This is a genomic window from Yinghuangia soli, assembly GCF_021502675.1.
Classification (GTDB): domain Bacteria; phylum Actinomycetota; class Actinomycetes; order Streptomycetales; family Streptomycetaceae; genus Yinghuangia; species Yinghuangia soli.
Genome location: NZ_JAKFHA010000035.1, coordinates 35581 through 50839 on the forward strand (window position 1 = coordinate 35581; position 15259 = coordinate 50839).

10 protein-coding genes are annotated in these 15259 nt (G+C 73.1%); 3 read left to right on the top strand and 7 right to left on the bottom strand.

The window, feature by feature from the left end:
* Positions 1-48: 48 nt before the first annotated feature.
* The 3 genes from LZ495_RS35750 to LZ495_RS35760 form a co-directional block, all read right to left on the bottom strand.
* Positions 49-3171, bottom strand: a complete 3123-nt coding sequence (locus tag LZ495_RS35750; RefSeq protein ID WP_235057313.1) for a PQQ-dependent sugar dehydrogenase — start codon at positions 3169-3171, stop codon at positions 49-51.
* Between the two features lie 135 nt (positions 3172-3306).
* Positions 3307-5031, bottom strand: a complete 1725-nt coding sequence (locus LZ495_RS35755) for a hypothetical protein (RefSeq protein WP_235057314.1) — start codon at positions 5029-5031, stop codon at positions 3307-3309.
* 130 nt (positions 5032-5161) lie between these two features.
* Entirely contained in the window at positions 5162-5788 is a 627-nt protein-coding gene (locus LZ495_RS35760) for a TetR/AcrR family transcriptional regulator (protein WP_235057315.1), read from the bottom strand.
* Between the two features lie 218 nt (positions 5789-6006).
* On the opposite strand from LZ495_RS35760, the gene LZ495_RS35765 reads away from it, so the two are divergent.
* The 3 genes from LZ495_RS35765 (at position 6007) to LZ495_RS35775 (ending at position 9794) form a co-directional block, all read left to right on the top strand.
* Complete coding sequence (locus LZ495_RS35765; protein ID WP_235057316.1) at positions 6007-7017, top strand: quinone oxidoreductase family protein; 1011 nt, start codon at positions 6007-6009, stop codon at positions 7015-7017.
* Entirely contained in the window at positions 7014-7904 is an 891-nt protein-coding gene (locus LZ495_RS35770) for a hypothetical protein (protein ID WP_235057317.1), read from the top strand. Before LZ495_RS35765 ends, LZ495_RS35770 begins: the two co-directional genes overlap by 4 nt.
* A gap of 252 nt (positions 7905-8156) precedes the next feature.
* Complete coding sequence (locus LZ495_RS35775) at positions 8157-9794, top strand: ABC transporter substrate-binding protein (protein WP_372498698.1); 1638 nt, start codon at positions 8157-8159, stop codon at positions 9792-9794.
* 165 nt (positions 9795-9959) lie between these two features.
* Here the strand turns inward: LZ495_RS35775 and LZ495_RS35780 are convergent, their stop codons facing one another.
* From LZ495_RS35780 to LZ495_RS35795, 4 genes are all read right to left on the bottom strand, one after another.
* The gene (locus LZ495_RS35780) at positions 9960-11270 is read right to left on the bottom strand and encodes a vWA domain-containing protein (protein ID WP_235057319.1); all 1311 of its coding nucleotides are present in this window, start codon (positions 11268-11270) and stop codon (positions 9960-9962) included.
* The gene (locus LZ495_RS35785) at positions 11267-12547 is read right to left on the bottom strand and encodes an AAA family ATPase (protein WP_235057320.1); all 1281 of its coding nucleotides are present in this window, start codon (positions 12545-12547) and stop codon (positions 11267-11269) included. The genes LZ495_RS35780 and LZ495_RS35785 overlap by 4 nt, the downstream gene beginning before the upstream one ends.
* Positions 12548-12715: 168 nt before the next feature.
* Positions 12716-14098 (bottom strand): hypothetical protein, encoded by a 1383-nt coding sequence (locus LZ495_RS35790; RefSeq protein ID WP_235057321.1) that lies wholly within the window; start codon positions 14096-14098, stop codon positions 12716-12718.
* Between the two features lie 138 nt (positions 14099-14236).
* Positions 14237-14875 (bottom strand): pyridoxamine 5'-phosphate oxidase family protein, encoded by a 639-nt coding sequence (locus tag LZ495_RS35795; protein ID WP_235057322.1) that lies wholly within the window; start codon positions 14873-14875, stop codon positions 14237-14239.
* Positions 14876-15259 lie beyond the last annotated feature (384 nt).

The window sequence follows — 15259 nt, forward strand, 5'->3', positions numbered from 1 at the left end:
GGCCGGAGGGCGTTTCGGTTTTTGTGGTGCGTATCGCGCGGGGTGGGGTCAGGGGCCGGCCGTGGTGGTGCCGGTCGAGGCGTTCCAGCGGATCGAGCCGCCTTGGAAGTCGGAGCGGCGGCCGCCGGGGATCGAGTACTCGTCGCTGACCGGGTACTTCAGGTAGGAGCGTTCCCAGCCGAGTTCGGCCCAGCGGGCACGGATGCTGCCGTGGACTTCGTGGGACCAGGTCGCGGGGGTCCAATAGATGGAGCCGTACTCGAAGTGGTTGTAGCGGCCCACGCCGTCGGGGGTGCTGGTCTCGTCGGTCAGGGGGAAGCCGAGGACGCTGCTGTCCCAGCCCAGCGAGGCGTATTTCTCGAAGTTGGCGCCGTAGACGCTGTGGGCTCCCACGGACGCGTTGAGCCAGTAGATCGCGCCGTTCTGGAAGTTGTTGTAGCGGCCCCGGCCGTTGACCGTGGTGCCCTCGTCGGTGGTGGGGTAGCCGTTCGGGCCGCGCTCCCAGCCGAGTTCGGCCCAGCGGCTGCGGATGCTGCCATGGATCTCGTGGGACCAGGTGGCGGGGCTCCAGTAGATGGAGCCGTTTTCGAAGTGGTTGTAGCGGCCGACGCCGTCGGGGGTGCTGGTCTCGTCGGTCAGGGGGAAGCCGAGAAGGCTGCTGTCCCAGCCCATCGAGGCGTACTTGTCGAAGTTGGCGCCGTAGACGCTGTGCGCGCCGATCGAGGCGTTGAGCCAGTAGATGGCGCCGTTCTGGAAGTTGTTGTAGCGGCCCCGGCCGTTGACCGTGGTGCCCTCGTCCGTGGTGGGGTAGCCGTGCCGTCCGCGTTCGGCGCCCAGGGCGGTCCACTTGGCGCGGATGTCGCCGTAGATCGCGTGCGCGCCGGTGGACGGGGACCAGTAGAAGGACGCGACCCCGGTCGCGCCGGTGCCGGTGAAGTGGTTGAAGGCGCCGACGCCGTCCGTGGAGGCGGTCTGGTCGTTCGTGGGAGCGCCGAAGCGCACGTGCCCGCCGGCCGCGAGGTAGGCGGTCCGGATCGCGCCGTGGACTTCGTGCACGCCGGCGGCGGGGGTCCAGTACGCGCGGCCGCCGGTGAAGTCCCGGTAGCGCAGGTTCGCGTCGCCGGTCTCCGGCATCGTGGGGGTGCCGAGCAGGGCGCGGAACGCGGCGTCGTTCGCGTAGCGCTCGTCGATGGGCGTGCGGTACTCGGCGGTCAGCGTGAGGTCGCCGTCCGGCATGACCAGTTCGCGGGTACGCGGCGCGCCGTCCGTCCAGCGGGAGAAGGTCGCGACCCCGTCCGACGCGGTGACCGGTGCGGTGACCGACACCTCGGCCCCGGCGGTCAGGTCGGCCTGCTGCCGGGCGAGCCCGTTGATGTTGAACGCCGCGGGCGTGTTGCTCGCGATGGTGATCCGGTGCTGGTCGGGGAGCGCCGTGTAGGTGTCGGACGCGACGACGCCGACGGAGTCGGTCGCACTCGCGGTGATCACGAGCTTGGTGTTGTCGCCGTGGTCCGAGAAGGCCGTCGTGTAGGACGGCCCGTCGCTGGACGTGCCGACGTGGTCGTGGCAGGTGGTTTCCCGGCAGTGCACGACCGTGGTGGTCCAGTGCACGGTCAGTGCCCCGTCTTCCGGGTCGGACGCCGTGCCGGTGAGATTGACCTGGTCGCCGACCTTGTACAGCGTGCCGGGCGGGGGCTCGGCGATCGCGACCTGCGGCGAGTTGTTGGCGGGGACCACGGTGAACGTCGCGGTGTCGGAGGCGCCGAGCGGGTCGCGCACGGTCAGCGTCGCGGTCAGGGGGGTGGTCCCCGGGGGAGCGTACTGGTGCGTGACGTGCACGCCGTTGCCCGTGCTGCCGTCGCCGAAGTCCCACTGGTACGTGAGGGTGTCGCCGTCCAGGTCGTAGGAGCCGGCCGCGTCGAAGGTCACGGTGCGGGTCGCTGCTGCGGTGCTGGTGGTGCCCACCGCGACGGGCGGGCGGTTGCCCGCCGCGTACACCAGGCGGCGCAGCTTGGACGACGCGATGTCGGCGTACACGATGTCGCCGTTGACCGCCGCGTCGAATTTCACCGGCGCTCCGATGCCCGTCCCGAAGCCGCCGGGTTCCGGGGCGCGCGTGAGCTTGCCCTCCGCGTTGTAGGCGAGCGTGTAGATCCGGTCCGAGACGTAGTCGCCGAAGAAGTACGAGCCCCGGTAGGCCTCCGGGTAGGCCGTGCCGGTGTAGACGATGCCGCCGATCACGGTGCTGCCCTGGGCGCCGTGCGGGTAGTCCCACAGCGGCATCGCGGTGCCGACGCCTTGGCAGGCGTCCAGGTCCCGGTATCCGGGGGTCTGGGCCGAGCCTTCCCAGCACGGCCAGCCGTAGTTGGAGCCGGGCCGGACGATGTCCACCTCTTCGCGCGAGTTCCAGCCCACGTCGCCGAGGACCGGGCCGCCGGTCGCCGGGTCCAGCGAGAACCGGAACGGGCTGCGGAAGCCGTACGCGTAGACCTTGCTGCGCCACGAGGCGGGCTGGGCCGCGTTGTAGAACGGGTTGGACGGCACACCGCGCCCGTCCGGGAAGACGTGCAGCAGCTTGCCGTAGCCCTGGTCGAGGTTCTGGGCGCGCAGCGCCTCCGGGTCCACGTATGCGTAGTGCGAGTTGTCGCCGACCGGGATCCACAGCGTCCCGTCGTCGTCCGCGACGACGTTGCCGAGTGCGTGCGCGGCGACGTTGCCGGGCAGTTCGACGACCACCGTGCTGCCGCCGATGGACGTGGGCTCGCCGGCGGTCAGCCCCACGGTCCAGGTGTCGACGCGCAGCGCCCGGGTCGCCGTGGCGCGCGACAGGTAGATCTTGCGGCTGGTCGCGTAGTCCGCGGCGAGGGTGACGCCGACGAGGCCGAGGTCGCCGTTGCTGTCCACGTCGACCGTCGCGATCGTGCGCGGTACGCCGGCCGGGGAGACCCACGCCAGCCGGCCGTTCTTGCCGGTGGTGAAGTAGCCGCCGTCCGGCGTCCAGGCGAAGTCGGTCAGCAACTCGCTTTGCCCGGACGGCATGTCGACGAGCGCGAAGCCGGGCGGCAGGGCCACTGCGGCGGCCGCCCGGTCGGCACCGCGGAGCACGGTCCAGGGGAGGGCGAGCAGTGCGGCGAGGAGAACGATCAGACAACGGCGGCAGGCGTTGGTCATACAAATCGCGGTGCCACGACGGCACTCGGGTGAAACGAGCCCCTGGCGCGTGACACCCGAGTGGCGTAGCAGGCGTGCGGCCGACCGGCCGAGCGGCCGGGCGGACCGCCGAGCAGACCGGCCGACCGGCCGAGTTCAGCCCTTCGCGTCCGTCTGCCCGGCGCGCATGTCCGGGCCGCACGCCCGGAGCGGGTCGGCGCCGGCATCCCGCATGGCGCGATGGGCGTCCTGCGCCGCGGCGACGCGCAGCCGCTCCATGACCTCGGGGGACGCCACGACTCCCTTGCGCAGGTACGTCCGGCCGTCCACGTCGTACCGGTCGCGCTGGAGCACCTCGTAGTCGCGCTCCAGCCGCGGGTCGTTCGCCAGCCCGGTGCCGTTCCCCCACCAGGCGCCGCCGGTGCGGATGAAGGTCGGGCGCACCGTCTCGAAGACGTGGTCGCGCAGCCCGGACAGGTCCCCTTCGTGGTAGTAGCGGGCGATTTCGGCGTCCGCCAGGCCGGCGAAGTCGACGAGGCGCAGGCGGCTCGTCAGCGCGGTGCCGCCCATGTCCGGGATCAGGAAGGTGGCCTTGTCGTCCAGCCCGGCGATGTCGGCGAGCCCGTTGAACGAGCGGCCGTAGCGGTCCGCGACCCAGCACACCGGGAAGGTGGGGTTGTCGTGGAAGCGCTCCGCCGCCTGCGCGCACAACGTGCCGGAGAAGATCGCGGTCGCCGTCAGCACGGCGACGACGGCCGCGCGGCGCGGCAGGTCGCCCCGGCCGAGCGCATCCGCCGCGCACACCGCGACGGCGAGCGCGGCGAGCGGCCACACCGGGGTGGCGAACCGCCATTGCAGCATCCAGTCCGCCTGCAGGACGGCGTACCCGGCGAGCGCCAGGGCCAGCGGGATCAGCAGGCCGGGGAGCAGTCCGCGGAGCCGCGACGGCCGGCCGAGCGCGACGCCGATCAGCCCGACGCCGACGAGGACCGCCGGCCAGCCGACGTAGCCGACGAGTTCGCCGACCTTCGCGAGATCCGCCGGGCTCGGCAGGCCCTGGTCCTTGGCGACCGCGGTGTTGGGCAGCCACAGGCCCCAGTTCGCGTACCGCCACAGCAGGAACGCGCCGAACGGCACGGCGAACGCCAGCGCGGAGACCGCCGCCGACCGCACCCGCGCGGCGGAGAACCCGGGAGCGAGCAGCACCAGGAGCGGGAACGCGGCCGCGTAGATCGCCCCGTCCGGGCGCGTGAGCGCGGCGGCGCAGGCCAGCAGCCCGCAGGCGATCGCGGGCGTGCGCTGCTCCAGCGTGCGGTCGGCCCGGGCGCGCACCATGACCGCGGCCAGCCAGGCGACGAGCATGGCGTACAGGGAATTCTCGAGCCCCGAGAAGCACCAGATCACGTACGACGGGACTGCCGCGAGGACCGCCCCCGCCGCGAACGTGACGACCGCGGGACGGCTCACCATGCAGGCCGCGGCCCGGTACATCGCCGCCACCGTGCCCAGGCAGCAGACCACCGCGAGGAGCTTGGGGAACAGCACATAGTCCGGGAAGCCGGCGACCGCGCCCTGGTCGAACAGCCCGAGCGCGCGCCCGATCAGCAGGAGCACGAGCCAGGTGGTGTTGGAGTAGCCCTCCACGGACGGCGCGCCGGCCTGGAGGCTGATGCCGTGGCCTTCGCCGATGGTGCGGGCGTACGCGAAGGTCACCGCCGCGTCGTCGACGATCCAGTACCGGTAGTAGGCGCCGTGCGCCGCGATGAGCGCCGTGGCGCCGGCGATCGCTGCGGCGGCTGCCCCGCGGCGGCGCCGGCGGGCTCTCCTGCCGGGGTCCGGCGGCACCTCGGGCCGCGAGACGCTGTCGGGGTCGGGAGGCAAGGAGGGTACGGCCGTTTCCGCACCGGAAATGGGCATGCCCTGCATAACGCCGGACCAGGCGGTCGGTTGCGGAAAATCCGCTGATGGGGTGGTCCGCGGGCCCAGGCCGCCCCGGCCGTACGAAGGTCCGTCAGGCCGGCGGGCGGTAGGTGGCCGCGATCACGAACTCGGCGACGGACGCAACGAATTCATCGTCCAGCGGCCGGTCGATGACCATGGTCCGGTGCACCATCGGGCCGGCGATCATCTCGATCACGAAGGCCGGATCGCAGGCGGCGGCGACTTCGCCGCGCTGCCGGGCGCGCAGCACCGGTTCGTGCAGCCGGCCCGCGTGGCGCCGCCAGGCGGCGCGGAGTTCGTCGCGCAGGCCGGGATCGGCGACGTTGGCCACCGCGATCGTGCGGAGCAGCGCCAGCGAGTAGTCGAGCCGCTGCATCGCGGCGAAGGCCGTGCAGAACGCGCGGACGTCGCCGGGCCACGAGCCGGTGTCGGGCGGGTCGATGTGGGTCTGCTGCCAGTCGACGGTCGCCTCGCGCACCAGGGCGGTACGCGTGGGCCAGTGCCGGTAGAGCGTCGCCTTGTGGATGTCGGCGCGCTCCGCGATGCGCTCCATGCGGAAGTCCGCGTAGCCCTGCTCGGTCAGTTCCTCGCGGACCGCGCGCAGCACCGCGTCCCGGACCGCCGCGCCGGGGCCGGGCGGCCGCCCGCGGCCCCGGCGCACGGCCGGATCGGGAGCGTCGGCGGAGCGTGCGGGCATCGCTGGTCCTCGGTCCTCGGACGTCGGCCCCCGGCGGGAGGCCGGGCGCGGCGGATGGTGCCGGGCAGCGTACCCGTACACCAGGCGGTGCCCGTTGCCGGTGCATCGATTATTTGCAACTATGCGTCGCACTTATTCGACGGCACCGGATGCCGGACGCCCGCAGACCGGGGCGCCGCGCCGCCGGGCCGCCCGTACCGCGCACCGAGGAGACCGTCGTGGCCGAAGTCGTCGCCGTCGCCGCAGGCGACCCGTCCGTCCTCGAATTCCGCGGCGGCGCCGCGAGCGAGGCCCCGGTCCCCGGCCCGGGCGAGGTCCTCGTCGAGACCGCCTACGCCGGGGTCAACTTCGCCGACGTCTTCATGCGCCGCGGTGCGTCCGCGACCGGCTTCCCCTTCGTCCCGGGCGTCGAGGGCGCCGGCGTGATCACCGGAATCGGCCCCGGCATCGAGGGCCTCGCGCCCGGCGACCGCGTGGCCTGGGCCCCGGTCAAGCGGGCGTCCCACGTCGGTTCGTACGCCGACCTCACCGTGGTCGGCGCCGAGCAGGCCGTGCCGGTGCCCGACGACATCAGCCTGGAGACCGCGGCGGCCGTCCTCCTCCAGGGGCTGACCGCGCACTACCTCGTGCACGACCAGCACCCGATCGCGCCCGGCACCACGGTCCTCGTCCACGCGGGCGCGGGCGGCACCGGCCGCCTCACGGTGAGTTGGCTCAAGCACCTCGGGGCCACCGTGTTCGCCACCGTGGGCAGTCCCGCCAAGGCCGAGGTGGCCGCCAAGGCCGGCGCCGACCACGTCATCGACTACACCGCCCACGACTTCGCCGCCGAGATCCTGCGGCTGACCGGCGGCCGCGGCGTCGACTACATCGTCGACGGCGTCGGCGCGGGGACGTTCCGCGGCAACCTCAAAGCGGTCGCCGACCGCGGCCGCATCTGCGTGTTCGGGCAGGCGTCCGGTACGCCGGAGGCGTTCTCGCCGATGGAACTGGTGTGGCGCTCGATCACCGTGTCGGGCGGCTACATGACCAACTTCCTGCGCGACCGCGACGAAGTCCTGCGCAAGGCCGCCGACGTCTGGCAGGGGGTACGCGAAGGCTGGTCGGCGCCGCTGGTGCACGACGTCCTGCCGCTCGCGCAGGCTGCTGAGGCGCACCGCCTGCTGGAGAGCCGCGGCACCGTCGGCAAGCTCGTCCTGGCGGCCTCCGCGGCCGGCGGTGCGGCATGACGATCCGCCTGGAGAGCAACTGCCTGCAGATCGAGTCGGCGGTACGCGATGTCCCGGCCGCCTGCGCCGCGTTCGAGGAGATCCTGGGCGCGGGCCCCATCGAGCAGGAGCTCGTCCGCCGCATCAGCGGCGTGGTGCTGGACATCGACCACCGCGGCTGCGGCGACGCGATGTTCCAGTTCTGCAGCCCGCTCGTCGACACGATCTTCACCGCGGAGGAACTGCGGCGCGTCGGGCCGTCGGTCACCAACCTCACCTTCTTCGTGGCCGACGCGGCCGGCACCCGCGACCTGCTCGCGGCCGAGGGCGCGGCCACCCGCATGGCATGGCAGACCATGCCCGGCTCGTGGCAGCAACTCCTCGGCCCGGGCAACGCCAAGCCGGACGAAGACCTCGCCCCCGGCTTCTTCATGGGCACCCGGCATCTCTTCGGCTTCGACTTCGAGTTCTCCGAGGCGCCCTGGTACGACGTCGCCGCGCAGAGCTACATGCACCCGGCCTTCACCTACCCGCGGCCCGCGATCGCGGACAAGGTCCGGCGCCTGGAGCGGCTCCGCGTGCTGGTCGACGACATCGGCCACTACACCGGCAACCTGCTCCGCCTCGTCGACGCCGGCGACCGCACCGGCGTGTACGCGCACCGCGAGGACGAGGCCGTCCGGTCCGCCCGCATCGCCCTGCGCGGCCTCGAACTCGAGTACGTGCAGCCCCTCGCCGCCGGTCCGCTCCGCGACCGCCTGGCCGAGCGCGGCCCCGCGGTCACCACCGCGGTCTTCTCCGCCGACCCTGCGGCCGGGCTCCCGCCCGCGGCCTTCGCCACCACCGGCATCCTCGGCTTCGACATCGAAGTCGAGCACGAACCGGCCGTTACCCACCCTGGCGAGTAACTCCCCTGTTACATAGGGCCAGTTCGCGCCACGTCGAGCCGCGAAACCCGACGTTCCGCTTCCTCCCGGGCCGCGGACCCCGACACAGTGCCGGGTCTCCGCGGTACCCGCGTCACATTCGCATGACGGGCGTGAATCGTTACAGCGAACCCGTTGTGCGGTCACGTTCCCGCATCAATACTCACCGGCATCTGTCCGGGCGAACGTGCTTGCCGCACGCGCCTCCGCGCCCTTTGCCGTCCCCTGAAAGGGGTGGGTTTGTTGCGCCTGCTCAGAACCTCCGCACTGGCCGCCGTCGCGGCACTGACCGCCGCCGGATGCACGGGCGGCGGCGGCAACGACGACAGGTCCGGTGCCGACCCCTCCTACGAGATCGTGGTGAACACCCCGGCGGCCAAGGGCCCGATCGACAAGGCCAAGTGGTCGCTCTACGCCGAGCCGCAGACCCTGGACTACGCCTACGCCTTCGACTTCCCGGTCAACACCGTGCTGGCCAACGTCTGCGACTCGCTGCTGCGCGAGAACCCGGACTTCTCCATCACCCCCGGCCTGGCCAGCAAGTACGCCAACCCGGACCCGCTGACCTGGGTCTACACCCTCCGCGAGGGCGTCAAGTTCCACGACGGCACGGCGTTCTCCGCCAAGGACGTGGTGGCCAGCCTCAAGCGCCACCAGGACCCCGCCATCGGCTCCTCCTACGCGACCGTCTTCAAGGACGTCGAGTCGATCACCGAGACCGGCCCGCTCGAGGTCACCATCAAGCTCACCCGCCCGAACGTGCTGCTCAACGAGCAGCTCGCCGCGGCCCCGGGCACCATCGAGAGCGCCGACTTCCTGGCCAAGGCCGGCAAGGACTACGGCAACCCGCAGGGCGGCGTGAACTGCACCGGGCCCTTCTCACTGAAGGAATGGAAGCCCGGCACCGCGATCACCCTCAAGAAGAACGACGCGTACTGGGACAGCACGCTGATCCCCAAGACCGGCGAGCTCGAGTTCGTCTTCATCCAGGACGCCGCCGCCCGCGCCAACGCCTTCATCACCGGTGAAATCGACGGCGGCTACCTGATCCCCACCAACTCGTACGACAAGCTCAAGACCAGCAAGGGCAAGCTGTACTTCGGTGCCATCACCGGCAGTTACTCCGCGGCCGTCACCAACCTCAAGGGCCCGCTGGGCGACGTGCGCGTGCGCAAGGCCATGTCGATCGCCATCGACCGCGAGGGCATCGTCGCCGCCGCACTCAGCGGCTACGGCACCCCGGCCAAGGCCGGCATCCCCGCGGCCGGCTGGGCGACCATCCCCGCCGACCGCGCCAAGGCGCAGTACGACGCGCTGCCCGACCTCGCCCAGGACGTCGCGGCCGCCAAGAAGCTCGTCGAGGAAGCCGGCGCGGGCGGCAAGAAGATCGTCGTCGCGACCAGCCCGGTGGCCCCCGAGATCACCGTCGCCGCCAACGAACTCCAGCGCGCCGGCGAGGAGATCGGCCTGGAGGTCGAACTCAGGACCATCGCGCCGGACGCCTACACCGCGCTGTTCACCGACCCGACCACGCGCGAGGGCATCGACCTGCTGATCACCAGCGGCTACGACATGACCCCCGACCCGCTGGAGTTCTACCAGGCCCTGCAGACCGGCGAGTTCGCCAACTACGGCAGCTGGTCCAACCCCGAGTACGACGCGATCATCAAGCAGGCCCTGGGCACCGCCGACCCCGGAGCCCGCGCCACCCTCACCGCCAAGGCCCAGGACATCGTGCTGCGCGAGGTGCCCGGCATCCCGCTGTGGGACTCGCCCATGTCGCTCTACCTCGGCGAGCGCGTCACCGGTGTCACCCCCAACATCACCCACCTGTCCTACCCGTGGGCGGCCACCCTCGGCTCGGCCACCTGACCGGCAGCCGCTCCGCACGGCAAGCAGTCCGAGCGGAAGCAATCCGAAGGCAAGCAGTCTGACCACAGGCGTGGGGGGGGGCCGGCCCCCCCCCCCCCCCCCGGCGGCGGGGCCCCCCCCCCCCCCCCCCCCCCCCCCCCCCCCGCCCCGCCCCCGCCCCGCGCCCTACTCGATCCGCACCACCCGCGCCCACCCGGGCGGAGTGTCCGGCACATAGTCGGGATCGTCCTCGTCATCCGGCCCTGCCGAATACCGGCGCTGCCGCGGAAAGAGCCCGACCACGGTCCGGCACGGCGGCCTGCTGCTCGGCCACGGAGTCTGGCCGTCCGTGAGCACGACCACCACATCGGGACGCGGCCGGCGCCGCAGCGCCGCGGCGAACCCCTCGCGCAGGTCCGTACCCCCGCCGCCGACCAGATCGACGCCCTCCGCATGGCACAGCGAGCGGGCCCGGTGTGCGGCGGCATCGCACGACAGCACGCTCACCAGGTCGCGGCGCCCGCCGACCGCCCGGGCGATGGCCGCGACTTCGCGCAGCGCACTGCCCAACTCGGCGTCGCTGACCGACCCCGACGTGTCGATCACCACCGAGACCCGGGGCGGGGTACGCCGCAGGCTCGGCAGCACCGTGCCCGGCAGCGCGGGCGAGCGCCGCGCCGGGCGCCCGTAGGTGTAGTCGCCGCCCGCCCCGCCCCCGGACGCGGCCGCGCGCATCGCCGCGCCGAGCAGTTCGCGCCACGGCTGCGGCGCCTGGAACGCCTCTTCGGCCCAGCGCCGCCACCCCTCCGGTGCGGATCCCGGACTGCCGGTGATGCCCTGGGCCACCCGGAACCGGACCGCGTCGCGCTCCTGCTCGCTCAGCCCGTGCGCACCGTCCGGTCCCAGATCCCAGCCGCGGTCCAGCCCGTCCGCGCCGCTGCCGCAGTCCAGCCACACCAGATCCTGGGTGTTCGGGCCGAGCCCGAAGCGCAGCAGGTAGTCCTCCATGAGCAGGCCGTGCGGCAGGTTCAGCCGCTGCGGTGAGACGGCCCCGCTGGGCTGGACCAGCCCGTCGCCGTAGATGTCGTCGTTGATCTCGCAGTCCGCGGCGATGTTCATGCGCAGCCGCTCGCCGCGGCCGGTCAAGCCGCGTTCGCGGGCCACCCGGTCGCTGCGCCCGTGGTGGTCGCGGAGCAGGTGGGACACCTCGTGCACCCACACTCCGGCCAACTCCTCGACCGGCATCCGGGCGACGAACGCGGGCGAGACGTAGCACCGCCAGTGCCGGTCGACGGCCATGGTCGGGACGTGCCGCGACTCCACCGGGTGCAGCGCGAACAATGCGGTGGCCAGATAGGGCCGGACGCGGGCGGCGTGCAGCCGGGCGGCGAACAGCTTCTCGCGGTCCAGCCGTCCTGAGCTGCCCGGGACGCCCGGCGTGCCCGGGGCGCTTGGTGCCCTCGGCGCGGCCGGCGCCCCCGGCCCGCCGGTGCTCATCGGCCCGCCCCGGCACGCTGAGTCGTCCGCGCCGCCGCCTCGTCCGCGCGCCGGGACAGCGCGACCGCGCCGGACAGCTTCTCGATCGATGCGGGCACATCCCAGTTCTCCTGCCGCAGCGCGGCGAGCGTCGTCGCCGGGACGACCACCAGGTCCGGCGCCCCGGTCTCCAGCGCCCGCACCAGCAGCGTCCACGCGGCGTCCCAGCGCGCCTTGCCGGGACGGTTGCGGACTGCTTGGACGACGCCGTCGAGCACCACCTGCCGCAGGTCGCCGCGTTCGGGAAGCTCCGCGGCGGCCGGGTCGGCGAGCAGGTCCTCGGGGTCCGGCAGGTCCATCCGGTCCAGTCCGGCCAGCAGTTCGAGCCCGGGCCCGTCGCCGACCGTGCCGCGCACGAGCAGCGAGAGCACCTCGCGGGAGGAGCCGGCGGCGGTCGCGAACGCGGTCAGGTGCAGCGCCATCTCCCAGGTCCGCGGGGACGGCCAGGCCCCGCCGCGGCGCGTCTCGTTCTCCGGCAGGCGGTGCACGAGCCGCGGCCGCGCGGCCAGCAGCCCGCACACCGCACGGCGCGCGAACTCCACCGCGCCCGGCAGCTTGTCCCGGTCCAGCCGCGGGAGTTCGGCCACCGGCCAGGTGCCGCCGAGGCCGCGCACGACGACCTCGTGGTCGTGCGTCCACGGCAGGTGCACGAACCGGTTCGCCAGCGGCGCGCTCAGCTCCCAGCCGTCGGCGGCCGAGGACCGCGGGTTCGCGGCGGCCACGATCCTTACGCCGGGCGGCAGTTGCAGTGCGCCGATGCGGCGCTCCAGGACCAGGCGGAGGAGCGCCGCCTGCACGGCCGGGGGAGCGGTGGACAGCTCGTCCAGGAACAGCAGCCCGCGGCCGGCCTGCACCAGGCGTACCGCCCAGTCCGGCGGGGCCAGCGGGACGCCGTGCCGTGCGGGGTCCTCGCCGACGATGGGCAGCCCCGCGAAGTCGGACGGTTCGTGCACGCTGGCGATCACCGTGGTCAGCGGCAGGTCCAGGGCCGCGGCCAGTTGCGTGAGCGCCGCGGTCTTGCCGATGCCGGGCTCGCCCCACAGCAGGACGGGCAGATCGGCCGCGACGGCCAGCGTCAGCGCTTCGAGCTGGACGTCCGGGCGCGGCTCGGTGCCGGTGTCGCGCAGCAGCGCCAGCAGTTCCCCGGCGACGTCGAGGCGGGCGGCGGGGGAGGCGCTGGGGGAGGCGAGCGGGGAGGAGGCGGGGGAAGCCGGGGCGTGCGAAAGGTCGGTCGTCAAAGTGTGATCACCGTCGGGTGTGCGGGCGCGGCGGCACGGCCGCGCGGAGCGGAGGTGCGCAGACGGCCGGATCGGCCGGTCGGGCACCGGAGCAGCAGGCGTCGGAGGAGCGGAAGCAGGTCGAAGGAAGACCGGATGAAGGCCGGAAGACCGTCGGGAATGAAGCGGTCAGCCGATCCCGGCGCGGCGCGCATGCGCCCGCGCCGCGCGGCGGTTTGCCCGGTCCGGAGCAGGATTCGGCCGGGCCGCACCCAGCCCGGCGCGGAACATGCCGTACCGGATCCGTCCGGCGAGGGCTTCTTCCAGCACGTCGCGCAGCGGTCCGTCGCGCAGGACCGCGTCCGGGCCGAGCAGGCTCTCGACGACGGCCAGGGCCCCGGTGATGTCGCCGTGGTCGAGGCGTTCGCGCACCCCGGTCAGGCATTCCGGGTTCCGGTGCGCCGCATCGATGGCCTGCAGGCAGGGCAGAGGCGTGCCGGTCAGGGCGACCAGCATTTCCTCGCGCCGCAGTTCGCCGGGGTCGTGGTCCAGCGCGGCCAGCGCCCCGTCGACGAAGCCGATGCGGTGCCGGGCCCCGCGGCAGTCGACGATGCGCGGACCGGCGCCCGGCTGCGGTCCGCCGCCTTCGTCCCCGGGCGGCGCCGGAGCGGCGTACCCGGGGACCAGCGCGGACGCGACCAGCGGGTGCAACTGCGCGGCGTCGAGCAGCCCGGCGTGCAGGAGTTCGAGGTCGGGTACCACCCGGCTCGCGGCATCGGGCAGCGTGGGAAGCAGCCCGGCCCGGTCCGCGGGCACGACGGGCCGCAGCACCGCCGAACGCACGTCGAGCACCATCCTCCGGCGGGCGCCGACGCGTACCGCGACCGGTCCGGGCGGATGCTCCTCCGCGGCGAGCAGGATTGCGGCCTCGGCCGGCCACCGGTCGGCGGCCCCGGACCGCACGCGTAGTTCGCCGGTACGACGCGCATCCCACAGGTGGCGGTGCAGGTCGAACCGGAAGCGCCGGTGCGGACGCGGCTGCGGGTGCGCGCGCGGGGCGGCGATGAGGCCGCCGTCGCGCGAACCGTCCCACAGCGCGAGGCTCATGCGCTGTCCGGCGGCCGCCCACGCGGGCGGGGTGCGGACCACCAGATGCACGGGTCTGCCCCGGTCCCGGGGGCGGCCGCGGTCGCAGGCGCAGTCCCGGCCGTGCCCGTGTGCGCGTGCCCGGCGGGCCGGGTCGGGTTCGGCGTACCGTGCCAGCGGGACGGTCACCCCGGGCCGCAGCAGCCCGTCCGGGGCGATCCGCGGCATGTGCCAGCGCAGCAGGTCGGGAGCCAGGTGGCGGAGGTCGGACCGGACCCGGGCGGCGAGTTCGCCGCCGTGCGTGCGGGCCAGAAGCCGCAGGTCGAGGTCGATGTCGATGCCTGCGGCGGCGCACGCGCCGGCCCAGTCCCCGGCCTGCCGGCGGACGGTCGCAGTCTCGATCACGGTGGGCGGCACGGCGTATTCGCGCACGCGCAGCCAGAAGGAAAGGCGGGAGGAATCCCCGATCGCGGTCCAAGGGTGCATCAGCACTCACCTTGCGCGGTCGGGTCCCCCAATCTGTGGAGGCGGAAAGTCGTCATCGCCGACGACCATAGCGCCCTCGGCCGACGCCCGTCAGCCCTGCGCGGGCGGCACGCTGCCTGCGTGCCGCCCGCGGAAGGTTCAGTCCGCCTGGCCCGCAGGCGCGGACTTCCCCTGGTGGAACGCGAGTTGGGCCTCCAGTTCGGTGACGCGGTCGCGCAGGGTGCGCAGGGTGTGTTCGACCGCGTCGCGCGGGAAGAGCTGCGGGATGTGCTGGCGGCAGTTCCAGTCGTACGCCTCGACGTCGATCAGCAGGGCGCGTTCGGCCTTGGCCGGGTAGCCGGGCACCATCAGGGACTCGACGAGCGCGGGGTCGTCCGCGGCCTCGACCACCCGGGCCCGGCCGAAGATCTTCATCCGGGTCTGGGTGGCGTAGTCCATCAGGAAGAGCGCGACCTTGTCGTCGTGGTCGAGGTTGCCGCGGCTGATGTACTGCTTGTTGCCGCGGAAGTCGGCGAAGCCGAGGGTGTGCGCGTCGAGGACCTTGAGGAATCCGGGCGGGCCGCCCCGGTGCTGGATGTACGGCCAGCCGGTCGCGCTCACCGTGGACATGTAGAAGCTGTCCCGGTCGCCGATGAAGTACGCCTCGTCCGGACCGATCGGATCCGCGACCGGGGGCGCGGCCGCCGCCATGCGGGCGTACGAGCCGCGGCTGCCGTGGCGCTCCTGGTGCAGTTGGACGTCCGGGGTGAAGGCGACCTGGGCGTAGCGGCTGGTCATGAGGAGTCCTCTCGGCCTGAATGCATGCCTAATCTAATGACATCTATGCTGCATAAACATTAGATGACTGAGGCTATTCCCGGTTGGCGGCGGCATTTTGCGGACGCGGCCGGTCTCGACTGTCCGGTAGCCCGAAATCGTTATGTGGGGTACCGCCGGGCATATCAGTGCACCCGGCATCAGTCGGACAATCCGATCTTGACGTGCTGCGGGAGGGGCGGGAGCCTGGGCTGCCCTCGTGTCGAGGGCCTGGCCGGCTCCGGGGGGACGGGTCGGCTCTCCTGCAGTCGCGCTGCGGCGGCAGTGGGTTCCGGCCGTATCGGACGCCTGCATCAGCACATGCATTTTGGGCTTTGCCCATGTCTGCCCAGGGGTGGTCTTTTC

Bases quoted from the DNA above. Each gene is read 5' to 3' on its own strand.
- LZ495_RS35750 (WP_235057313.1), bottom strand. From the start codon at position 3,171: ATGACCAACGCCTGCCGCCGTTGTCTGATCGTTCTCCTCGCCGCACTG.
- LZ495_RS35760 (WP_235057315.1), bottom strand. From the start codon at position 5,788: ATGCCCGCACGCTCCGCCGACGCTCCCGATCCGGCCGTGCGCCGGGGC.
- LZ495_RS35770 (WP_235057317.1), top strand. From the start codon at position 7,014: ATGACGATCCGCCTGGAGAGCAACTGCCTGCAGATCGAGTCGGCGGTA.
- LZ495_RS35780 (WP_235057319.1), bottom strand. From the start codon at position 11,270: ATGAGCACCGGCGGGCCGGGGGCGCCGGCCGCGCCGAGGGCACCAAGC.
- LZ495_RS35790 (WP_235057321.1), bottom strand. From the start codon at position 14,098: ATGCACCCTTGGACCGCGATCGGGGATTCCTCCCGCCTTTCCTTCTGG.
- LZ495_RS35795 (WP_235057322.1), bottom strand. From the start codon at position 14,875: ATGACCAGCCGCTACGCCCAGGTCGCCTTCACCCCGGACGTCCAACTG.